Below are 22,038 nucleotides of genomic sequence, written 5' to 3' on the forward strand. Positions count from 1 at the left end.
CGTTCTGCGAGGCGGGCGGCGATCTTCTAGCGTGACCCTTCATGCGCCGAACTCTGGACGTGGACGAGGTCCTGAAGCGACAGGACTCCAGTGAGCTGAAACGCCGCCTGCACGGGCGCGACCTGATCGGCTTCGGGGTCGGCATCATCATCGGCACCGGCATCTTCACCCTCGCCGGCGTCGAAGCCAAGACCCACGCGGGCCCGTCGGTGACGCTGTCTTTCGTGCTCGGCGCCGTCGTCGCCGGGATGGCCGCGCTCTGTTACGCCGAACTCGCCTCCAGCGTGCCGACGGCCGGAAGCGCCTACACCTACGCCTTCGCCACCCTCGGCGAGACCTTCGCCTGGATCATCGGCTGGGACCTGCTGCTCGAGTTCGCCCTCGGCGCGGCCGTCGTCTCGCGGGGCTGGTCCGGCTACCTCGCGAATCTGATGGGCCTCTCCCCCGACTGGTTCGGCGAAGACGCGAAAGTGAACATCGGCGCCGTCGCGATCATCGCCGTGCTGACCGTGATCGCCGTCATCGGGATCAAGGAGTCGGCACGGGTGACGAATCTGCTCGTGCTGGTGAAGGTCGCGGTATGCGTGCTGATCCTCGCGGTCGGCGTGTTCTACATCCGCGGCGAGAACCTCGTCCCGTTCATCCCGCCCGCCCAGCCGCCCGCGGAGACCGCCGGGGCTTTGCACCAGCCGATCGTGCAAGCCGCGCTCGGGCTGGAGCAGTCCGTCTACGGCATCGCGGGAATGGTCACCGCCGCCGCGGTCGTCTTCTTCGCCTACACCGGTTTCGAGGCACTCGCCAACCTCGGCGAGGAGACCGTGAACCCCAAACGCGACCTCCGGGTCGGCATCCTCGGCGCGCTCGGCGTCTGCGCCCTGCTCTACATCGGCGTCTCGCTGGTGCTGACCGGGATGGTGCCGTTCGCCGAGATCGACGCGGGCGCCCCGCTCGCCGACGCCTTCGACCGGGTCGGGCAGCACTGGGTCGGCGCGCTGATCTCACTCGGCGCGGTCACCGGGCTGACGTCGGTGATGATGGTGGAACTGGTGACGATCGGGCGGATCGGCTTCGCGATGGGCCGCGACGGCCTGCTGCCGAAGAAGTTCGGCACGGCGCATCCGCGCTGGGGCACCCCGCATCGGATGACCATCAGCGGCGCCGTGCTGATCGCGGCGCTGGCCGCGTTCATCCCGATCTCCGAACTCGCCGACATGGTCAGCATCGGCGCGCTGTCGGCGATGATCATCGTCGCGGTGGCCGTGCCGGTGCTGCGGAAACGCCGTCCCGGCCTGGAGCGCCCGTTCACCGTGCCGTTCTCGCCGTACCTGCCGATCGTGGCGGCGCTGGCGTGCTTCTACCTCATGCTCAACCTCGACGTGATGACCTGGCTGCGGTTCGCCGCGTGGCTGGTGCTCGGCCTGCTGATCTACGTCTTCTACGGGCGCAAGCACTCGCGCTTCGCGAAGAACGACCTCAGCTCCACAGACCGGCCGTCGTGATCGCGGCGACGGCGGCCTCGGCGTCGCCGTCGTCCACCACGATCAGCATCCGGTTCAGCGCCGCGGCGACCCATTCCACCGGCTGGTCGTGCAATCCGTTGTGCCCCAAGGACGGATAGCCGTCCATAATGGACAAAAGGGTGCCTTCGGTGCCGATCCGCATCCCGGCGACCAGGACGGCATGGCCGCCGGCGGGGCGCCACCGCGACGACCACAGCGGCGGGACACCCGTGTCGAGGTAGTCGAGCAGCGCCCGCACCGGGGTGTCGTGCGCGCCGAATTCGGCCGGGTCGACCTCGGCGATCACCGCGACCCGTGGCAGCCGCCACAGCCCGGCCAGGAGCATGAACAGCGACTGCGGCGCCCAGTGCCCGGTGGCGGGCACTGCGGGCACGGCGGCGAGCCGTCCGCCCGACAGCGCCTCGATCGCCCGCCGGAGGCCGTCCGGCGTGGTGCCGGCCACCGCGGCGACCTCGTCCTGGTCTGAGACGTCGAAGCCCGCGGCGCGCAGGGCGGCCAGCGCCACGAACGGCCCGGCGAGCCCGTCCTTCTGCGGGAGTTCGGCCCGCGCGACGGCGACGAGGTGCTCACCACCGGGGAGCCAGCGCTGTCCCGACAGACCGGTCCGGTCGCCGTCGATTCCGGAGGACATCGGCTCAGTATCGGCGTTCAGAGGGGTGCCGGGCCATCGCGTTTCTCCGGCGAGCGCAGCGCCACCCCGGCTACGACGGCCAGCGTGCCGAGCGCCTCGGGAAGGGTCGGGACCTGCCTCAGCCACAGGAAGCCGATGACGCCCGCCGTGACCGGCAGCAACGCGAGCAACAGCGCGAACCGCGCCTGCCCCGCCTTGCGCAGGACCACCTGATCCAGCGCGTACGGCACGACGGTCGAGAGCACGCCGACCCCGATGCCCAACAGCAGCAAACGTGGCGAAGCCCACACCGCGCCGGTGCCGAGAGCCAGCGGCGAGAGCACCACGGTGCCGACGGCGAACCCGACGGCCAGCCCGTCGATCCCGTTCCCGCCGACCGCGACCCGCTTCCCCAGCAGGATGTACCCGGCCCAGGCTGCCGCCGCGCCCAGCGCGAAGAGCACGCCCAGCAGGCTGCCTTCGAGCCGGACGTCCGCGATGGCCACGACACCGGCCACCACCAGCAGCAACGCGAAGGCGTCGCGGCGGGTGCGCGAACCGAACGCGGCGACCAGCACGGGCCCGGCGAACTCCAGCGCGACGGCCGTGCCCAGCGGCAACCGCGCGATCGCCTCGTAGAAGAGCACGTTCATCCCGGCGGTGACGACACCGAACGCGCCGGCGAGCAGGAACGTGCGGCCGGTCCACGCCGAACGGGGTGGCCGCCGCCACGCCAGCAGCACGACCGCGGCCCCGAGACAGCGGAGCCAGGCCACCCCCGCGGGTGAGGCGACCGAAAAGAGACCTACGGCGACAGCGGCACCGGCGTACATGGAAATTCCGCTGAGAACGAACAGAACCGGGGCCGGGACGCTCGAGAGGCGGCTCCGGACGACTGCGATACCCACTCCCGCATGGTGCCTGACATGGGAAAAGGCGGGTTCAGGGGGAGTCTTCTCCTACGTTGCGTGATTACGCTACGGCATCCGAGGTAATTACCAGTGACAAATGAGACACCCAGGCGGGAACACTTGCGGGCCGCCAAACGTCTGGAAGAGTGGAAGCACGAACACGGCGGAGCCGGGAACGAACGTTTCAGGCATCAGTGCCGAAGTGGTCGTAGCTGGATCGATGGCACCGGGTTACCGGTGCCGGGACGGAGGGAGACTCCAATGACTTCACCGACGCTCACCCGCCCCGAACTGACCGCTGCCGACCGATGCGACCGGTGTGGAGCTGCAGCCCAGGTTCGAGCCATTCTCAGCACCGGTGGCGAGTTGCTCTTCTGTGGTCACCACGCCCGCGCACACGAAACGAAGCTCAAGGAAATGTCCGCGGACATTCAGCGGTAACCACCAGTCCACGACCACCCGGCGGCCGGCTGCTCCCCATGGAGCGGTCGGCCGCCCTGTTTTAGCTAGCAGAAACATACATACCGCGTGTATGTTTCTGGCATGACCAGCGACCTTCTTGGCGAGACGCACGAGGTGGACCTCGGCGGCGCCCGCATCCGCTACCGCGACCGCGGCGAAGGCCCTCCGGTGGTCTTCGTGCACGGTCTGCTGACGAACGGCCTGCTCTGGCGCAAGGTGGCCCCCGCGGTCGCCGACGCCGGGTTTCGCTGCCTGATCCCGGACTGGCCGCTGGGCTCGCATGAGATCCCGGTTCCCGATGCCGACCTGAGCCCGCCCGGCGTCGCCGCGCTCATCGCGCGGTTCCTGGAAGTGCTCGACCTGACCGACGTCACGGTGGTCGCCAACGACACCGGCGGCGCGCTCACGCAACTGCTCATGACCACCTCGCCCGAACGCGTCGGACGGGTCGTGCTGACCCCGTCGGACTCCTTCGAGCGGTTCCTGCCGCCGATGTTCGCCCCTCTGACCACGCTGGCGCGGATCCCCGGTGGCTTCCGGCCGGTGATCCAGGCGATGCGCTCACGACGGCTGTTGAAGGCGACGAAGTTCGTGTGGCTGGCCAAGCATCCGATCCCGGACCATGTCCTCGACGCCTACCTGCTGCCCAGCAGACGGGATCCGGCGATCCGCGAGGACGTCGTACGATTCACCGCCGCGATCGACAAGCGCTACACGCTGACCGCGGCCGAACGGCTGCCCGCGTTCGAGAAACCCGTGCTGCTGGTGTGGGCGCCCGAGGACCGGCATTTCCTGATGCGGCTGGGCAGGAAGCTCGCCGCCGTGCTGCCGAACGCGGAGCTGAAGACGATCGAGGACTCCTACGCCTTCGTGCCGGAGGACCAGCCGGAGCGGCTGAGCGGCATGGTGGTGGAATTCCTGGGTGCCCACGCCACGACGTAGCCAGACCGAGCGCTCGCGGTCGACGCAGACCGCCCTGATCACGGCGGCGCGCCCCCTGTTCGCCGAACAGGGCTACGCCGCCGTGCCCGCCGACGAGATCGTCCGGGCGGCAGGCGTCACCCGCGGCGCGCTGTACCACCACTTCGGGGACAAGCAGGGGCTCTTCCGCGCCGTCGTCGAGCAGCTCGAAACGGAGATCACCGACGAGCTCAAGACCGTCCTGCGGGCCGGGGAGGATCCCTGGACGGCCGCGCTCGCGGCGCTGACGCGGTTCCTCGACGTCTGCGTGCGGCCCGAAGTCGTCCAGATCTCGTTCACCGACGCGCTCGCCGTACTGGGCTGGCAGGAGTGGCGCGCGATCGAGCAGCGGTACGGGCTGGGGCTGATCACGGAGATCCTGGAGTCGGTCGCCGCCGACGGGAAGCTGATCCCGGCGCCGATCCCGGAACTGGCGCAACTGGTGATGACCGCTTGTGGCGAGGCGGCACTGATGATCGCGCACGCCGAGGATCCCGAAGCGGCGAAGGCGCGGTGCCTGCAGGCACTGGTGGCCCTGCTGTCGGGCCTCGTGAAAGACCGCGTTTAGTCCTCTGAACGCGGTACTTGCACACGCAACGACCGCATCCAGAGGACTGAACGCGAGCTAGACGGTGTCCAGGATCATCTCGAACGCCGCTTCGGCCGCGCCCAGCAGTTTCACGTCGGCGCCCAGCGCCGAGCTCACGATCTGCGTCCCGCCGACCGCCCGGCTGACCAGGCTCCGACGGCGGACCTCGGCCGCGACCGACCCCACCACCGAATCCGGCAGCGCGGTGAGTAGATCGCCCAGGACGACCAGCTGCGGGCCGAGGAGGTTGACGACGTTCACCAGGCCCACCGTCAGCCATTCCGAGAACTCCGAAAGCCGCTCCTGGGCGGCCTGCGGGTCGCGGCCCAGTTCGCGCAGTTCGACCAGGATCGCCCCGCGCGGGGTCTCCTCGGGCAGGTCGAGCGCCCGGCACAGGGCCGCCTCGCCGACCTCGGTCTCCCAGCAGCCGCTGGAGCCGCAATAGCAGGGACGGCCGCCAGGCCGGACCGCCATATGCCCGATCTCACCGACGTAGCCCGCTCCGCCGCGCAGCGACGAGCCGTCCGCGATGATCCCTCCCCCGACACCGACGTCCGCGGAGACGTACACGGCGTCGGACGAGCCCCGCGCGGCTCCGCGCAGGTGTTCGGCGATGGCGCCGAGTTCGGCGTCGTTGCCGACGAGGATGGGAATGCGCAGCACACCGCCGAGCCGTTCCCCGAGCGACACGTCGGTCCAGCGCAGGTTGGGCGCCTCGTGCACGTGCCCGTCCGCCCGGCGGACGACGCCGGGCACGGAGACCCCCGCGGCGATCGGCTGCACGCCGAGATCGCTCGCCAGCATGGTGGTCGACTCGATCACATGGGTGATCACCTCGTCGGCCTCCCGCATCCGGCCGCGGAGGTTCCAGCTGTTGCGCCCGAGGATCTGGCCGCCGAACCCGATCAGCGCTATCGCCACGTGTTCGACCTGGAGGTCGACCGCGAGCACCACCGCCGCGTGCGGCTGCGGCAGGACCAGGAGCGAGGGGCGGCCCGCCCCTCGTCCCGGCCTCGGGACCCTCTCCTCGACGACGCCCGCTTCCGCGAGGCCGTCGACAAGGGTCTTGATGGTGCTGCGGTTGAGCCCCAGCTCGGTGGCCAGGGTCGCCCTGGTGCTCGGGCCGCTGACGTGCAGCAACCGGAGCAAGGTCGTGCGGTTGTGCCTGCGCACCTCGTCTGGTCGTGCAACGGGTGTGCTGGTCACGGACTTCATCATTCCATGCGGGCTCAGCGCGGTGACGCAGCCGCGCGGCGCCGGGACAGCGCGTCCACCGTGGCCGCGAGCAACAGCACCAGACCGGTGACGATGTTGACCACCGCCGCCGACTGCTTCAGCAGGCCGAGCGCGTTCTCCACGACCGCGAGGACCAGGCCACCGATCACCGCGTCGACCACGCGGCCCTTGCCGCCGAACAGCGACGTGCCACCGATGACGGCGGCGCCGACCGCGAACAGCAGCGTGTTGAGGCCACCGGCCTGCGGGTCGACCGAGCCGACCTTCGACGAGTAGACGATCGCGCCGATCGCCGCCACCGCCGAGCAGATGACGAACACCGACGCCCGGATCTTCTCGACGTTGATACCGGCGCGGCGCGCCGCCTCGCGGTTGCCACCGACGGCGTAGATGTGGCGGCCGTACTGCGTGCGGTTGAGCACGTAGGTGCCGAGCACCAGCAGGCCGAGCACGATCGGCACGACGTACGGGACGCCGGAGATCACGATGTTCGGGTTGGGCGCGCGGTTCAGCGTCAGCAGATAGGTCGCCACCGCGGCGACCACCGCGATCGCGCCGACCTTGAACAGCACCATCGGCGTCGGCTGGGTGACCAGGCCGCGTTTGAGCCGGGAGAAGTGCTGGCCCAATGTCACCGCGGCGAACCCGCCCGCCGCGATCAGGAAGAGGACCCAACTGCCCACTGTGGACAGATTGCCGTTGGCGACCTTGAACAACACGTCCGAGGTACTGATGCCGAGCGTGCCGCCCTCACCGATGAACTGCAGGATGACACCTTGCCAGGCAAGGAAAAGCGCCAGCGTCACGACGAACGAGGGCATGCCGATCTTCGAGACCAGGAACCCGGTCAGCACCCCGATCGCACCGCCGACGCTGATCGCGAGCAGGATCTCGATCCACGGATTGGCGGCCGTTCCCGACAGCACCAGCGCGATGGCGAGCACCGCGAACCCGACGCCCGCCCAGATCCGCAGGATCACGCCGAGCAGACCGGCGATCGCGAGTACCACGAGGAACGCGATGAACACGCCGTTCCCCATCCCGCCCAACAGGTTTCCGTTGCGCACGTAGTGCATCGCGAGTACGGCGGCGGTGACGCCGGACGCGGTACCCGCGGACAGGTCGATCTCGCCGAGCAGCAGCACGAACACGATGCCCATCGCGATGATCGCCTTGCCGGCACCCTGTGCCAGCAGGTTCGCGATGTTGTTCATCGTCAGGAACGTGTCCGACAGCGACGCGAACACGATCACCAGCACGAGCAGGCCGAGCAACGCCGGGAGCGAGCCCAGCTGTCCCGCCTTGATCCGGGAGAAGTAGTCGCCGATCGCTTCCGACGTTGACATCGATGTCGTGTCGATGCCGAAGTCCGTGATGGCCGCCGACGGGTTGAGCGCGGTGGCCGCCGACTTGCCCCCCTCCGGCGAGGCGGGCTTTGCAGGTGTCTCAGTCATTTCCGGTTCTTTCTCGCCCGTTTTAGAGGACGGCGGCTTCGGGGCGGGCAAGGCCGAGATCGCCGGAGCGGCCGGCGGTGATCAGTTCCACGACCTGGCCGTGGGTGACGTCCTTGGTGTGCACGTTGGCGACGAGACGGCCGAGGTAGAGCACCGCGATGCGGTCGGCGACCTCGAACACGTCGGCCATGTTGTGGCTGATCAGCACCACACCGAGGCCCTGCTCGGCGAGGCGGCGGACCAGGTCGAGCACCTGGCGGGTCTGCGCGACGCCGAGCGCGGCGGTCGGCTCGTCGAGCAGCACGACCTTGGAGTCCCACAGCACGGACTTGGCGATCGCGACGGTCTGCCGCTGCCCACCGGAAAGCGCCGAAACCGGGGTACGGACGGACTTGACGGTGCGGACCGAAAGCGACGCGAGCGTCTCGCGGGCGGCCTTCTCCATGCTGGCCTCGTCGAGCAGCCATTTGCTGCCGCGTTCCCGGCCGAGGAACATGTTCTGCACGATGTCGAGGTTCTCCGCCAGGGCGAGGTCCTGGTAGACGACCTCGATCCCGAGATCCGCGGCGTCACGCGGGCCGTGGATGTGGACCGGCTCGCCCTGGAACTTCACCGTGCCGGAGTCGTAGCCGTGGATCCCGGCGATCGACTTGACCAGGGTGGACTTGCCTGCCCCGTTGTCGCCGACCAGCGCGGTGACCTCACCGGCCCGCACCTCGAAGTCCACGTCGTGGAGGACGTGGACCGGTCCGAAGCTCTTGTTGATCTGCCTTAGTTCGAGGATGGGTTCGCTCATGGGGGTTTCTCGAATTCTCCCGGCTGGGTACCGGGCCGGGACGCGCTGTCGGGAGGAGCGCCCCGGCCCGGTTGTCTGGATTTAACGGGTCAGGAGATACCGAGCTGCGCGCAAGCCGCGGCCAGGTCGCCACCACAGATCTCGGCGGCCTTGACGTAACCCTGCGTAACGACCTCCTTGACGCCGTCCTTGGTGGTCATCTTCGGCTCGAGGAGCACGGACTTGACGTCGCGGTTGCCCTTCGGGTCCTTCGCCTTGCCGGTGGCCAGCGCGTCGGCGCCCGGCTTGTCGCCCTTGGCGAGCAGGACGGCGAGCTTCGCCGCGGCCTCGGCCTCTTCCTTGATCGGCTTGAAGACGGTCATGTACTGGTCGCCGCGCAGGATGGCCATGAGGCCGTCCGCGGTGGCGTCCTGGCCGGTGACCGGGACCTTGCCGTTGAGGCCGTTCTTCTTCAGCACCGTGATGACCGCGCCGGCGAGACCGTCGTTCGCGGCGACGACGCCGTCGACCTTGCCCTTGTTGTCGGTCAGGATCTGCTCGAAGGTCTGGCCACCCTTCTGGTTGTCCCAGTTGTCGATGGCCTGTTCCCGCACGAGCTTCAGGTCGCCGCCGGCGAACTTCGGCTGCAGGACGGACTTCTGACCGTTGGCGAACAGCGTCGCGTTGTTGTCGGTCGGGGCACCCTCGATCATGATGACCTCGGCGCCCTTCTTGTCCTTCAGCGCGTCGGAGAGGCCCTGGCCCTGGAGCTGGCCGACCTTCTCGTTGTCGAACGAGACGTAGTAGTCGGAGCTGCCGCCGAGGTTCAGCCGGTCGTAGTCGATCGTCGGAATGCCCGCGGCCTGCGCCTTCCTGGCCACCGCCGCGCCGACCTCGCTGTTGATGGAGGCGATGATCAGGACCTTGACGTTCTGCCCGATCATGCCGTCGGCCAGCGTGGTGAACTTCTGGACGTCGCCCTGCGCGTTCTGGACGTCGGCGTCGAAGCCCGCGTCCTTGAGCGCCTTGGTCAGGTAGGGCTTGTCGAACGCCTCCCAGCGCGCGGAGCTGGCCGTCTCCGGGAGGATGACGCCGACCTTGCCACCGGTGGCGGCACCACCGGGAGCGGGCGCGGACTGCGAGGAATTGCCGCTCCCGGAGTCCGCGGTGTTGGCGCCACAGGCGGAGAGCACCAGGCCGGCGCCCACTGTCGCGGCGAGGAGGGTAAGGGTTCTGCTGCGCATCCTCGAACCTTTCCGAATCTTGCTCGCGGGCGGCGATCCAGGAGGACCCGTCGCACCATCGCGCATATGTTGTGGGCGACAACATATGCCGCCGAAAGGGTTTCGCGGAAGACGGCTGAATCGATTAAGCCTCATCAAATGGACACGGTTTGGCAACGTGGGCGTAGCAAGGCGTACGAAGTCCAGGCACGTTGACAGTGTGACCGCCACCACTCACGGAGCGTGACCGTGGCTCGCCGAGTCTCTGGGTCCCTAACGCTATGAAAGGTCCTTTCCTTGCAAATTTTGCAAGGAAAGGACCTTTCATAGCGGTTGGTACGGGGCGCTACCAGGAACGCAGGGTGACGATCCGCTCTTCGAGCTGCTCCACCGTCGCCATCGCGGTAGGTGGTCCGCCGCACACCCGGCGCAGCTCGTTGTGGATCGCGCCGTGCGGTTTCTTGGTCCGGTGGTGGTACACGCCCACGAGGGCGTTGAGTTCCTTGCGGAGGCTGCCGAGCCGTTCGCTCACCGACTGCGGCCGTGCCACCGGCGCCTGCTGCTCGGCCTTCGGCTTGCGTCGCTTCTCGTCCGAGAGCTGCTCTTCCTGCCGCTTCCGCAACAAGGCGCGGACCTGGTCCGGTTCGAGCAGCCCCGGCAGCCCGAGGTACTCCTGTTCCTCGTCGGAACCGGAGAACACGGCGGTCCCGAACGAGTTGCCGTCGTAGATGACCTGGTCGAGTTCGGCGGAGGCGCCCAGCGAGGTGAACGCCTTCTCCTCTTCGCCCGGCTCGTCCTCGGTGCGGTTGGCCTGGGCGAGGAGCTCGTCCTCCCAGCCTTCCTTCTCCCGGTGCGGTTTGCCGAGGACGTGGTCGCGCTGCGCTTCCAGCTCACTGGCGAGTTCCAGCAGCACCGGCACGCTCGGCAGGAAGACCGAAGCGGTCTCGCCGGGTTTGCGCGAACGCACGTACCGGCCGATGGCCTGCGCGAAGAACAGCGGGGTCGACGCGCTGGTGGCGTAGACGCCCACGGCCAGGCGCGGGACGTCGACGCCTTCGGACACCATCCGGACCGCGACGAGCCAGCGGTCGGTCGAGTCGGAGAACTCCTTGATCCGCCCGGACGCCTTGGGATCGTCGGAAAGGACGACCGTCGGGTTCTGGCCGGAGATGCGCTGCAGGATCTTGGCGTAGGCGCGCGCGGACTCCTGGTCGGTGGCGATCACCAGGCCACCGGCGTCCGGGATGCCGTTGGCGCGCAGTTGCGCGAGGCGGGTATCGGCGGCCTGCAGCACCGCCGGGATCCATTCGCCTGCCGGGTCGAGCGCCGTGCGCCAGGCGCGCGCGTTCTGCTCGGCCGTCAGCGGCTCGCCGAGCCGCGCGGTGAACTCCTCCCCCGCGCTCGTGCGCCAGGAGGCCTCACCGGAGTAGGCGAGGAAGACGACCGGCCGGACCACGCCGTCGGCGAGCGCGTCGGCGTAACCGTAGGCATGGTCGGCCTTGCTGCGCTGGAAACCCGAGCCGTCGGGCTCGTAGGTGACGAACGGGATCTGCGAGTCGTCGCTGCGGAACGGCGTCCCGGTCAGCGCGAGACGGCGGACGGCGGGCGTGAACGCCTCGCGGACCGCGTCGCCCCAGGACTTCGCGTCACCGCCATGGTGGATCTCGTCGAGGATCACCAGGGTCTTGCGGTTCTCGGTGCGCACGCGGTGCAGCGTCGGATGCGCCGCGACCTGCGCGTAGGTGACCGCGACCCCCTGGTAGTCGCGTGAGGTGGCGCCGGCGCCGTTGCGGAAGTTCGAGTCGATCGCGATACCCGCGGCCGCCGCCGAAGCGGCCCACTGGTGCTTCAGGTGCTCCGTCGGCGCGACGATGGTGATCGCTTCGACGGTCCGGTCGCTCAGCAGCTCGGCGGCGATCCGGAGACCGAACACCGTCTTGCCCGCGCCCGGCGTCGCGACCGCCAGGAAGTCCTTCGGTTTCTTCGTCAGGTACTTCGTCAGCGCGCGGCGCTGCCAGGCACGCAGCGGCCGGGCGGTGCTGTCCTTCGCCGCGGGAGGCGCGCCCAACGTGCCACGATCACGTTCCACTGTTTCCGACATGCCGGTCACCTCCCTCTCCCTCAAAAGCGCTGTTCACCGCTGTCTGACAAGCACTGTGTCCGACAAGCAAAAGCCCCCACTTTGGTATCCGGCCGCGACGCCGGCGCCTGAGGTGAGGGCACTGGGGTGAGCCTACCCGCCGGGCCCGTGGAACGCCGGAAGCGCCACCCCCGTTGTCGGTTTACTCACCCGAAATGCCAGGGGTGACGAGCCGAATGCCGCGGCATGGACCATGCTGGACACCGTCAAGGGCGCTCGGCGCTGGCGGAGGAGCTGCATGAGCGAGGAGAACGGCCGGGAAGAGTCGGCCGCTGGGGTCGCGAAGGTCCGCAGAGGTCCGTTGCGCCTGCTCAGCCGCACGCTCAACAAGGCGTGGGAAGGCAACATCTTCTCCGAAGCCGCCGAAGCCGCGTTCTGGCAGACGCTGTCGCTGCCGCCGCTGCTGCTCGGGCTCCTCGGTTGCCTCGGTTTCGTCGGCGACTGGTTCGGCCAGGAGGTCGTGACCGCGGTCCACGACCGGATCATCACCTTCAGCAAGACGATCTTCAGCGACAACGCCGTCCACGACATCATCGAGCCGACGGTCAACAGCATCCTGTTCGTCGGCAAGGGCGAGATCGTCTCGATCGGCTTCCTGATCTCCCTGTGGGCGGGTTCGTCGGCGATGTCCTCGTTCGTCGACGCGATCACCGTGGCGCACGACCAGTACGGCGTCCGCAACGACGTCTGGCAGCGGATCTTCGCGCTGCTGCTGTACCTGGCCGGGCTGGTCATCCTGGTGGTCGGGCTACCGCTGCTGGCGATCGGCCCGGACCTGCTCCCCCAGTTCTTCCCGAACGACTGGCGCGACACGGTTTCGTACTGGGTCGGCACGCTGTACTACCCCGTTCTCGGGGGGATGATCGTGCTGGCGCTCACCACGCTCTACAAGCTCTCCCTGCCGCGCCGCCTGCCGTGGCACCGCGGCCTGCCGGGCGCGATGCTCGCGATGATCGTGTTCCTGCTCTCCAGTGTCGGCCTGCGCATCTACCTCAACTGGATCACCAAGACCGGCTACACCTACGGCGCGCTCGCCGCGCCGATCGCGTTCCTGCTGCTGATGTTCTTCATCGGGCTCGCGGTGGTCGGCGGCGCCTACTTCAACAGCGCGATCCAGGAGCTGTGGCCCGCCAAGGCGACCAAACGCCAGCGCCGGAAGTGGCGGCGGCTGGAGATGGAACGGGCCAGCGAACGGATCCGCGCCGAGGAGGGCCGCAAACGGTGGGAGCGGACCACCGTCCCGCTGCGGCGTCCCCGTCAGGACGACGAGGCCGAACCGGAACACTCGGTGAACGAAGAGACGCAGAGCGAAGCCGATCAGGTGACCGAACGGCGAAGTTGACACCGGATGGGGGACGCCCTCATCCCGAAGTCGTAGGCGGGGTTCCACCCGTGGTGTGAATCCAGTCCACCCTCCGCCATGAAAGGCTCGCGGCAACCCGCCCGTCCCGAGTCATTCCTGGGGGAGCCCGTCATGTCCACGCTGGCCAGATTGAGCCTGCGCAACCGAAGTCTCATCGGGCTGCTCGCCCTGGTGGTGATCGGCTTCGGCGCCTTCGCCCTGCCGCAGCTGAAGCAGCAGCTGTTCCCGTCGCTGCAGTTCCCGCAGGCGCAGATCATCACGCCCTACTCGGGCGCGTCGCCGGACGCGGTCGACCGGCAGGTGACCGAGCCGCTCGAAGGCGGGCTTCAGGGGTTGAAGGGGCTCGAAGAGCTGAGCTCGACGTCGTCGGAGGGCCTGTCGCGGATCACCGCGCGGTTCGAGTTCGGCACGGACATCGACGCCGCGGTGGGGCAGATCCAGCGCGTCGTCGACGGGGTCAAGGCGCGGTTGCCGCAGAACACCGAGCCGTCGGTGTCGGCGGGGTCCACCGACGACCTGCCGGTGGTGCTGCTCGCCGCCGGGACCACCGGCGACCCGCAGGCGCTCGCGCCCGCGCTGACCGGGGAGGTCGCGCCGGAACTGCGCAAGATCGACGGTGTCCGCGACGTCCAGGTGACCGGCGCGCGGCAGCCGCGGGTCACCATCGCGCTGGACTACGCGAAGCTGGCCGCGGCGGGCGTCGACCCGTCGTCGATCGCCACCACCCTGCAGACCGCCGGTGCCGCGGTCCCGGCCGGGACGCTGACCGAAGGCGACCGGACGCTCACCGTCCAGGTCGGCGGCGGACCGACCACAGTGGACACGATCAAGAACCTTTACCTGACGCCGACCCCGCGTCCCGGTGCCGCGGCGGGCAAGCCGGTCAAGCTGGGTGACGTCGCGGACGTCCAGGCGGGATTCGCGCCGCCGACGTCGATCACCCGCACCAACGGCAAGCCGAGCCTCGGGCTCTCGATCACCATGGTGGAGAACGGGAACGCGGTCGCGATCTCGGATTCGGTGCGGGACAAGCTGCCTGACCTGTCGAAGAAGATCGGCGCCGAGATGAGCGTCGTGTTCGACCAGGGCACCCCGGTCAAGGACGCGATCAGCGGGCTGACCACCGAAGGACTGCTGGGGCTGGCGTTCGCGGTCGTGGTGATCCTGCTGTTCCTGATGTCGCTGCGGTCCACGCTCGTGACGGCGGTGTCGATCCCGCTTTCGGTGGTGGTGGCGCTGCTGGCGCTGTGGACCGGTGACCTTTCGCTGAACCTGCTCACCCTCGGCGCGCTCACCATCGCGATCGGGCGGGTGGTCGACGACTCGATCGTGGTGCTGGAGAACATCAAACGACATCTGGCGTACGGCGAGGAGAAACAGCGCGCGGTGCTCGACGGCGTGCGCGAGGTGGCGGGCGCGGTGACCTCGTCCACCCTCACCACGGTCGCGGTGTTCCTGCCGATCGCCTTCGTCGGCGGGTTCGTCGGCGAGCTGTTCTCCCCGTTCGCGATCACCGTCACCGTGGCCCTGCTGGCGTCGCTGCTGGTCTCGCTGACGATCGTGCCGGTGCTCGCGTACTGGTTCCTCAAGCCGCCCAAGACCCCGGCGAACGAGCACGAGGCCGAGCTCACGCGGCAGGCGGCCGAGGACAAGGAACGCCGCGGGCTGCTGCAGCGCGGGTACGTGCCGGTGATCCGGTTCGCCACCCGGCGCCGCGTCACCGTGGTCCTGCTGGCGCTGATCATCTTCGGCGGCACGGTCGGGCTGGCGTCACGGCTGAACACGAACTTCCTCGACCAGTCCGGCGGGACGACACTGAACCTGTCGCAGAAACTGCCGCCCGGCACCAGCTCCGAGGCCAAGGAGAAGGCCGCGGGCGCGGTGGAGCAGGCGCTCGCCGCCGAACCCGCCGTGGAGACCTACCAGGTGAGCATCGGCGGGGCCGGCTTCTTCGGCATGGGCGGGACGTCGACGAGCATTTCGGTCACCGTCGCCAAGGACACCGACCTCGACGCGCTGTCGAACCGGTTGCGGGACAAGCTGAAGCGGCCGGAACTCGGCGAGGTCAAGGTCGGCGCGGACGCCTCCGGCTTCAACTCCGACGGGGTCTCGATCACCGTCACCGCCCCCGGCGAAGCCGCGCTGAAGCCCGCCGCCGAGCAGGTCCGCCAAGCCCTGTCGGAGGTGCCGGACCTGACCGAGGTGACCAGTGACCTCGCGCAGGGCTCGCCGCGGGTGCAGGTCGAGGTCGACGCCGCCAAGGCCGCCGCGAGCGGGCTTTCGGCGACGTCGATCGGCCAGATCGCGAACCAGGCCATCGCCGGTCGCACGGTGACCCAGTTGCCGGTCGACGGGCAGCGCACGGACATCGTGCTGCGCGCGGGTACGGCGGCCCCGGTGTCGGTGGACGCGATCAAGGCGCTGCCGATCCCGTCGGCCACCGGCGTCGTCCGGCTCGACTCCGTCGCGAACGTGTCCACTGTGGACGGCCCGGCCGCGGTGCACCGCACGTCGGGTGAGCTGAGCACCACGGTCACCGCCAAGAACACCGGCGCGGACCTCGCCGCGACCACCAGGGCCATCCAGTCCAAACTGGACGGTCTGAACTTCACCGGTGGCGCGGCGTACAAGCTCGGCGGGGTCAGCGAGGACCAGCGGGAGGCGTTCGGGAACCTGTTCCTCGCGCTGCTGGCCGCGATCGCGATCGTGTACCTGATCATGGTCGCGACGTTCCGCAGCCTGCTCCAGCCGCTGATCCTGCTGGTGTCGATCCCGTTCGCGGCGACCGGCGCGATCGGGCTGCTGCTGGCCACCGGGACCGCGCTCGGCCTGCCGGCGCTGATCGGGATGCTGATGCTCGTCGGCATCGTGGTGACCAACGCGATCGTGCTGATCGACCTGATCAACCAGTACCGGGCTTCGGGGATGAGCGTCGCCGAGGCGGTGACCGAAGGTGGCAGGCGACGGCTACGGCCGATCCTGATGACCGCGGCCGCGACCATCTTCGCGCTGGTCCCGATGGCGCTCGGGCTGACCGGACAGGGCGGGTTCATCGGCCAGCCGCTCGCGATCGTGGTCATCGGCGGGCTGGTCAGCTCGACGCTGCTGACCCTGATCCTGGTGCCGACGCTGTACACGATGGTCGAGACCCGGAAAGAGAAGCGCCGCGCGAAGAAGGACGCGAAGCGGTCCTCGGCCCCGGCCACCGAGACGTTGACTCCGGAGCCGGCTTCGTAGGAGGCTCGTGAGTGGTCCGAATGAAGTACATGATGGCCCCCTTCCTTGCGCCTGGCGCAAGGAAGGGGGCCATCATGTACTGGGGCCGAGTTTCCTCGGCTGAGCCGAGTGAAGGGAACTTTGAGGGACTCTGAGTCCCTCAAGGAGTCCTTCACGGCACGGGCTCAGCGACGGTGCGAATTGGCGGTTCCGCGTACCCGGATGGACGTCACGCGTACCTGGACGGACGACACGCGGTGAGGGCAGAGACTTGACCACGCCACGCTTGCCTCAACCCTCAATAACCGTCATCACCACTCACGAGACCGGGCGCTAAGCCTTCCGGAACCGCCAGGTCTTGCTGTCGAAGGCCACGCACCACGACGGCGACAACACGATGACCCGCAGAGTCCCATCGGCGGCGACGTCGATGCCCTCGGTCTCGAAGTTCCCGCTACAGGTGCTCTTCAGCGGCAACTGCCCCAGCGAGGTCACCCGCCCGGTCACGTCCGAACCGGACAGCGCACCCGAGAGGTCCACCTGCAGCAACGGCTTGGTGGTCCCGAAGAGCGAGCCTTCGGGGTCGTCGGACGCGCACAGCAGCCGCGTCGCGGTGACGAAGTCGCAGCCCTGGATGTCCCGCATCGGCCGGTCGAGCCGGATCGCGGAAGCGTACGGCAGGTTCGCCGCCGGATTCGTGTGCGCGACGCCGGGCATCGGGTGCACGAGGAGCCGGTCCATCGTGCCCCACTCACCGGCCACCATCCAGCGGGCGTCGGGGGTCACGGCGGCGAACGAGTTGTTGTTCGCCTCCCACGATTCCAGCGCGTGCGTGTAGTTCGCCCAGGTCCCGGTGGGCGACTCGACGCGGAAGAGCTTCGCGCCCCTGTCGTCGCGCTGGTACGGCTCGACGTACCAGCCTTGCGCCGAACCCGGGTCGCCGACGTGGTTCCAGCCCTGCGACGACAGGTTCACCGGCACGGTCGCGATCCCGGTGTAGCGGAAGATGGTCCCGGACGGCCGCTCGATGGTGGCCAGGCCCTGGCCCTCGTCGAGTGGGCGGGCGTTGTCCGAGCCGACCGTTGTCCAACCCGTCACGGCCTGGGCGGCGGCTGGTGAGAACACCGCGACCAACGCGGCGATGGCGAGCACGATCCCGGTTCTACGCATGAAGGCTCCGTCCCGGCGGGTTTTCGCTGGCGGGTACTGAATTACCAGCGAAAACCGGGCCGGGCAGCCGCCATGTGAAGGATTTTCAGATTTTGTCCGGTTTCGGACACCGGAAGGTCAGCCGTCAGTCGCCCGGCTTGAGACCGTCGTAGATCTTCTTGCAGTCCGGGCAGACCGGCGAACCGGGCTTCGCCGACTTCGTCACCGGGAAGACCTCACCGCACAGCGCCACCACGTGCGTTCCCATGACCGCGCTCTCGGCGATCTTGTTCTTGCGCACGTAGTGGAACATCTTCGGCGCGTCGTCGTCGGTGCCGTCGGTGCCCTCGGGACGGGTATCCGGCTTCGGAAGGGTCTGTGTGCTCACCCCTCCATAATGCCCCAAATCCTCCTGCGCACACCGGGGACCTGGCAGGATCTCGCCCATGTTCCAGAAGGTGCTCGCGACGTTCGGTTCGGGCGGGGCGAAGATCGACGCCCGGCTGCTCGACCGCACGGTCTCCCCCGGCCGCCCGTTGCGCGGCGAGGTCCTGCTGCTCGGCGGGGAAGTCGATCAAGAGATCAACGGTCTCGCGGTGAAGCTGCTCGCCCGCGTCCAGATCCCGGACGCGCGCGACCCCGGCGTCGAGGATCTCGAGTTCGGCACCCAGCAGCTGGCAGGCCGCGAGCGCGTCGCGGCCGGGCAGCAGGTCCGCATCCCGTTCGAGGTGGCCCTGCCCTGGGAGACGCCGATCTCCAGCGTCTTCGGCAAGCCGCTGCCCGGGATGGCCGTCGGCCTGCAGACCAGCCTCGACATCGCGAACTCCGTCACCGACCCGGTCGACGTCGACGGCGCCGCCATCGAACCGCTGCCCGCGCAGAAGCGGATCCTGGACGCGTTCAGCCGGATCGGTTTCGTCTTCCGCGAAGCCGTGCTGGAACCCGGCCGGGTCGACGGCGCGACCCAGCAGCTCCCGTTCTTCCAGGAGATCCGTTTCACCCCTTCGCCGCGCTTCGCGCCCGTCTTCACCTCCGTGGCGGTGACCTTCCTGTCCTCGGCCATGGAGACGCAGGTCGTGCTGGAGGTGACCAAGCGGGTCCGGGTGTCCAAGAGCGGCGGGTTCGGCGGGCGCGGGCAGGAGTTCCTCGGCCTGTTCAAGGTCGACCACGCCGCGCTGGACCGGGTCAAGTGGGAGCCACAGCTCGAAGGCTGGCTGCACGAGGTGGCCAAAGCACGCGGGATCTTCGACTGATGACCTGGACCACCGCGGTCACCCGGCTCGGCGGCGACCATCAGATCGCCGCCGTCGCGTGGAACGACCTGGAAACCCGCTACGCCGAGCCGCACCGCCACTATCACGACCTCCGGCACGCCACCGCCGTCGCCCACGACAGCGGCGCGCTCGCCGTCGCCTTCGGGCTGAGCGCCCGCGAACGAGCCCTCGTCGCCATCGCGGCGTGGACGCACGACGTCGTCTACGACGCCCGTCCCGGTGACGACGAACGAGCCAGCGCGGCCTGGACCCGGGCCGAGCTCACCAACGCCGGGGTCCCCGAAGCCGACATCGCGCGCACCGAAGGCCTGATCCTCGCCACGATCGATCACTCCGCCCCCGACGACGACCTCCTCGCCACGACGCTGCTCGACGCCGACCTCGCGATCCTCGGGGCCGCACCCGAGGTCTACGAGGAGTACGCGAGCGGCGTCCGTGCGGAGTACTCGATCTACTCCGACGAGGACTGGCGCGCCGGCCGCACGGCCGTGCTGGAGAACCTGCTGGCCAGGCCGCGGCTGTACCGCAGTGACATCGCGCGGGCGCGCTGGGAGGGCAAGGCCCGCGAGAACCTCGCCACCGAACTGACCCGCTGGCGTGACACGGACCCACATCACCGATGATGTTCGCTCGTGACTCCGCAACTGTCCCTTCACGAAGAGGTCGCCTCCGCCCTCGCCGACGGTGATCCTGTCGTCGCGCTGGAGAGCACCATCCTCTCCCACGGTCTCCCGCCCGGCCGCAACCTCGACGTCGCCAAGCGGCTGGAGCGGGTCGTGCGGGACGGCGGCGCCGTGCCCGCGACGATCGCCGTCCTCGACGGCGTCCCGCTGGTCGGGCTCTCCGGCGAGCAGCTGGAGCGCGTCTGCGCGCCCGGCGCGGACCTGGACAAGCTCTCCCTGCGCGACATCGGCCCGGCCGTCGGCCTCGGCCGGTCCGGGGCGACGACGGTCGCGAGCACCGCGGCGCTGGCCGCCGCGGCCGGGATCGGCATGTTCGCCACCGGCGGGCTGGGCGGCGTGCACATGGGCGCGGCGCAGAGCTGGGACGTCTCGGCCGACCTTGGCGTGCTCGCGAAGGTGCCGACCACGGTCGTGTGCTCCGGGGTGAAGTCGGTTCTCGACATCGCCGCGACCCTCGAGGTGCTGGAGACCAACTCGGTACCCGTGCTGGGCTACCGCACCGGCGAGTTCCCCGCGTTCTACCTCCGCTCGTCCGGCTTCGAGGTGCCGTGGCGGGTCGACGACGCCGCGCAGGCCGCCTCCGTCATCGCCGCGCATCGGGCATACGCGAATTCCGGGGTACTGCTGGCGAATCCGATCCCTGAAGCGTCCGAAATGGACAAAGAACTGCACGACCGGTTGCTCGCCGAAGGACTGGAGCTCCTGCGCTCGCGAGGAGTTCACGGCAGCGACGTGACGCCGGTGCTGCTGGAGCACTTCCACACCGCCAGCGGCGGCGTGAGCCTCGACGCGAACGAGGCACTGGTGCTGTCCAACGCGGAACTCGCCACCGCGGTGGCCGTCGCGCTCGCCGGGAACGCGGCATGAGCGGCATCGTGGTCGTCGGCGACGTCGGCCTGGACGTGGTCGCGCGCCACGAGGGTCCCATCCCGCACGGTGGCGACATCCGCGCGAAGGTCCACTTCACCAGTGGCGGCGCGGGCGCGAACACCGCGCTCTGGCTGCGTGCCGAGGACGCGGAGACCACGCTGATCGCGCGGATCGGCGACGATTCCGGCGGCCGCATGGTGAAGAGCGAACTGGAGGCGGCGGGTGTCCGCTGCTCCTTCGCGGTGGATCCCGAGGAACCGACGTTCTGCGTCGTGGTGCTCGTCGACGGCGCCGGTGAACGGAGCATGCTCGCCGACCGCGGCGCGAACGCGCGGTTCAGCCCCGAGGACATCACCGAGGAGGCACTGAGCGGCGCGAGCCACCTGCACCTTTCGGGCTACGTCCTGCTGTACCCGACATCACGGCCCGCGGCGCTCGCCTCGCTGGCCGCGGCGAAGAAGGCCGGGCTGACGACGTCGGTCGACCCGCAGGCGGCGACGCTGATCACCGATCCGGCGCAGTTCCTCGAAGACGTGCGCGGCGTCGACCTGCTGATGCCGAACACCAGCGAACTGGTCGCGCTGACCGGGTCGAGCGATCCGGCGGCGGCGAAGGAACTGCTGGGCTACGTCGGCGAGGTCGTGGTCACCGCCGGTCTCGACGGCGCCAGCTGGGTGGACGCGGGCGGCAACATCACTTCGGTGCCTTCGCAGCCCGCCGACTGCGTCGATTCCACCGGCGCGGGGGACGCCTTCGACGCCGGTGTGCTCGCGGCGTGGCTGCGCGGCGAGTCCACGGTGGAGGTCCTTCGGGCCGGTACGCGACTGGGTGCCCAGGCGGTCGCGAAGGTCGGCCCGCAACCCTGACGCGCGGCGTCGCTGTTTCGACCGGCGCGGTTAGCCGACTACTTGCGCCGGTGTGGGTGTGTTTCGGGCAGTGAGTGTCCTGATTCCCTCATCGTCGCGAGGTAGCACCGGTCGTGCCACTCAGGACCGCACCACACGCCACCGGTCCTGGGGTCCGAAGGAGTTCGGTCGAGGTCCGGGGTTGCGGCAGGAGCTGAAGGACGCTTTCACCGCATGCGATGAGAGGAAAGGCCCCTTCAGCACGGCACGGGTGGCCGTAGCTCGCGAACAGGCGGAACGACCTCGCCCTCGTCTCATGGCGAAGGCCAGCCCGCGGCCGTAGCCGCCCTGCCGTGCCATGAAAGGTCCTTTCATGGCACGCGCGAAACGAGTCAGCCGCCGTCGATGACCTGGTGCCCGCCGCCCTCGATCCGGGTCGGTTCGGCCTGGTACCGGTTCACCGCCTCGCTCTTGCGCGGCGGCCGGTCGTTGGCCACCAGGACGGCGATCCACGGCAGCGGGATCGAGATCGCGATCAACGCCAGTGCCAGCCACCAGGTCTGGTAGAAGATCCCGGCGAGGATCAGGCACGGGATGCGGAACGACATCATGATGATGTACTTCCGCTTCCGTTTGGCCAGCTGCTCTTCGTAGGACGGGGCGGCTTCGGTGATCAGCACCGGAGCGGGTTCCCTCGGTTCGGGACCGTGGGCGGGCGCGTTCACAGCACCACCTCCGGCTTCCATGCTCCCACTCGC

20 protein-coding genes are annotated in these 22,038 nt (G+C 69.1%); 10 read left to right on the plus strand and 10 right to left on the minus strand.

Features of this window, described 5'->3' with window-relative positions; genetic code table 11:
* The first annotated feature begins 59 nt into the window (after positions 1-59).
* Positions 60-1,499, plus strand: a complete 1,440-nt coding sequence (locus ACZ7KI_RS29460) for an APC family permease (protein WP_470276370.1) — start codon at positions 60-62, stop codon at positions 1,497-1,499.
* Here ACZ7KI_RS29460 and ACZ7KI_RS29465 read toward each other — a convergent pair.
* Both ACZ7KI_RS29465 and ACZ7KI_RS29470 read right to left on the minus strand, forming a co-directional pair.
* On the minus strand, positions 1,474-2,151 hold the full coding sequence (locus ACZ7KI_RS29465) for a DUF6885 family protein (protein WP_470276308.1): 678 nt from the start codon (positions 2,149-2,151) through the stop codon (positions 1,474-1,476). The genes ACZ7KI_RS29460 and ACZ7KI_RS29465 overlap by 26 nt on opposite strands.
* Before the next feature lie 17 nt (positions 2,152-2,168).
* Positions 2,169-2,963 (minus strand): EamA family transporter, encoded by a 795-nt coding sequence (locus ACZ7KI_RS29470; protein WP_470276371.1) that lies wholly within the window; start codon positions 2,961-2,963, stop codon positions 2,169-2,171.
* 339 nt (positions 2,964-3,302) lie between these two features.
* Between ACZ7KI_RS29470 and ACZ7KI_RS29475 the strand changes: the two genes are divergently transcribed.
* The 3 genes from ACZ7KI_RS29475 (at position 3,303) to ACZ7KI_RS29485 (ending at position 5,031) form a co-directional block, all read left to right on the plus strand.
* On the plus strand, positions 3,303-3,482 hold the full coding sequence (locus ACZ7KI_RS29475; protein WP_016332937.1) for a DUF7455 domain-containing protein: 180 nt from the start codon (positions 3,303-3,305) through the stop codon (positions 3,480-3,482).
* A gap of 102 nt (positions 3,483-3,584) precedes the next feature.
* On the plus strand, positions 3,585-4,445 hold the full coding sequence (locus ACZ7KI_RS29480; RefSeq protein ID WP_470276309.1) for an alpha/beta fold hydrolase: 861 nt from the start codon (positions 3,585-3,587) through the stop codon (positions 4,443-4,445).
* Positions 4,426-5,031: a TetR/AcrR family transcriptional regulator gene (locus tag ACZ7KI_RS29485; RefSeq protein ID WP_470276310.1), complete on the plus strand. Its 606-nt coding sequence runs from the start codon at positions 4,426-4,428 to the stop codon at positions 5,029-5,031. The genes ACZ7KI_RS29480 and ACZ7KI_RS29485 overlap by 20 nt, the downstream gene beginning before the upstream one ends.
* A gap of 57 nt (positions 5,032-5,088) precedes the next feature.
* On the opposite strand, the gene ACZ7KI_RS29490 is transcribed toward ACZ7KI_RS29485, so the two are convergent.
* From ACZ7KI_RS29490 to ACZ7KI_RS29510, 5 genes are all read right to left on the minus strand, one after another.
* Positions 5,089-6,270: an ROK family protein gene (locus ACZ7KI_RS29490; protein ID WP_470276311.1), complete on the minus strand. Its 1,182-nt coding sequence runs from the start codon at positions 6,268-6,270 to the stop codon at positions 5,089-5,091.
* An 11-nt stretch (positions 6,271-6,281) separates the two neighbouring features.
* The gene (locus tag ACZ7KI_RS29495; RefSeq protein WP_470276312.1) at positions 6,282-7,742 is read right to left on the minus strand and encodes a sugar ABC transporter permease; all 1,461 of its coding nucleotides are present in this window, start codon (positions 7,740-7,742) and stop codon (positions 6,282-6,284) included.
* Positions 7,743-7,764: 22 nt separating this feature from the next.
* Positions 7,765-8,538, minus strand: a complete 774-nt coding sequence (locus tag ACZ7KI_RS29500) for an ATP-binding cassette domain-containing protein (protein WP_470276313.1) — start codon at positions 8,536-8,538, stop codon at positions 7,765-7,767.
* An 89-nt stretch (positions 8,539-8,627) separates the two neighbouring features.
* Positions 8,628-9,761 (minus strand): sugar ABC transporter substrate-binding protein, encoded by a 1,134-nt coding sequence (locus ACZ7KI_RS29505; RefSeq protein ID WP_470276314.1) that lies wholly within the window; start codon positions 9,759-9,761, stop codon positions 8,628-8,630.
* Positions 9,762-10,086: 325 nt separating this feature from the next.
* Entirely contained in the window at positions 10,087-11,841 is a 1,755-nt protein-coding gene (locus ACZ7KI_RS29510) for a DEAD/DEAH box helicase (protein WP_470276315.1), read from the minus strand.
* A gap of 277 nt (positions 11,842-12,118) precedes the next feature.
* Here ACZ7KI_RS29510 and ACZ7KI_RS29515 point away from each other — a divergent pair, with 277 nt between their 5' ends.
* Positions 12,119-13,222, plus strand: a complete 1,104-nt coding sequence (locus tag ACZ7KI_RS29515; RefSeq protein ID WP_470276316.1) for a YihY/virulence factor BrkB family protein — start codon at positions 12,119-12,121, stop codon at positions 13,220-13,222.
* A gap of 132 nt (positions 13,223-13,354) precedes the next feature.
* Positions 13,355-16,480, plus strand: a complete 3,126-nt coding sequence (locus tag ACZ7KI_RS29520; protein WP_470276317.1) for an efflux RND transporter permease subunit — start codon at positions 13,355-13,357, stop codon at positions 16,478-16,480.
* Between the two features lie 312 nt (positions 16,481-16,792).
* On the opposite strand, the gene ACZ7KI_RS29525 is transcribed toward ACZ7KI_RS29520, so the two are convergent.
* Positions 16,793-17,629: a hypothetical protein gene (locus ACZ7KI_RS29525; protein ID WP_470276318.1), complete on the minus strand. Its 837-nt coding sequence runs from the start codon at positions 17,627-17,629 to the stop codon at positions 16,793-16,795.
* 124 nt (positions 17,630-17,753) lie between these two features.
* The gene (locus tag ACZ7KI_RS29530) at positions 17,754-17,996 is read right to left on the minus strand and encodes a DUF3039 domain-containing protein (protein ID WP_005164469.1); all 243 of its coding nucleotides are present in this window, start codon (positions 17,994-17,996) and stop codon (positions 17,754-17,756) included.
* Positions 17,997-18,054: 58 nt separating this feature from the next.
* On the opposite strand from ACZ7KI_RS29530, the gene ACZ7KI_RS29535 reads away from it, so the two are divergent.
* The 4 genes from ACZ7KI_RS29535 to ACZ7KI_RS29550 are packed head-to-tail and all read left to right on the plus strand — an operon-like array spanning position 18,055 to position 21,301.
* Positions 18,055-18,861: a sporulation protein gene (locus tag ACZ7KI_RS29535; RefSeq protein ID WP_470276320.1), complete on the plus strand. Its 807-nt coding sequence runs from the start codon at positions 18,055-18,057 to the stop codon at positions 18,859-18,861.
* Positions 18,861-19,505 carry an HD domain-containing protein gene (locus ACZ7KI_RS29540; RefSeq protein WP_470276321.1) on the plus strand — a complete coding sequence of 215 codons (645 nt, stop codon included), beginning with the start codon at positions 18,861-18,863 and terminating at the stop codon, positions 19,503-19,505. Before ACZ7KI_RS29535 ends, ACZ7KI_RS29540 begins: the two co-directional genes overlap by 1 nt.
* A gap of 9 nt (positions 19,506-19,514) precedes the next feature.
* Positions 19,515-20,432, plus strand: a complete 918-nt coding sequence (locus ACZ7KI_RS29545) for a pseudouridine-5'-phosphate glycosidase (RefSeq protein WP_470276322.1) — start codon at positions 19,515-19,517, stop codon at positions 20,430-20,432.
* Complete coding sequence (locus ACZ7KI_RS29550) at positions 20,429-21,301, plus strand: carbohydrate kinase family protein (RefSeq protein ID WP_470276323.1); 873 nt, start codon at positions 20,429-20,431, stop codon at positions 21,299-21,301. Before ACZ7KI_RS29545 ends, ACZ7KI_RS29550 begins: the two co-directional genes overlap by 4 nt.
* Positions 21,302-21,672: 371 nt before the next feature.
* On the opposite strand, the gene ACZ7KI_RS29555 is transcribed toward ACZ7KI_RS29550, so the two are convergent.
* On the minus strand, positions 21,673-22,026 hold the full coding sequence (locus ACZ7KI_RS29555) for a DUF3099 domain-containing protein (protein ID WP_470276324.1): 354 nt from the start codon (positions 22,024-22,026) through the stop codon (positions 21,673-21,675).
* Positions 22,027-22,038: the final 12 nt, after the last annotated feature.

The organism is Amycolatopsis sp. NPDC039088, assembly GCF_055598845.1.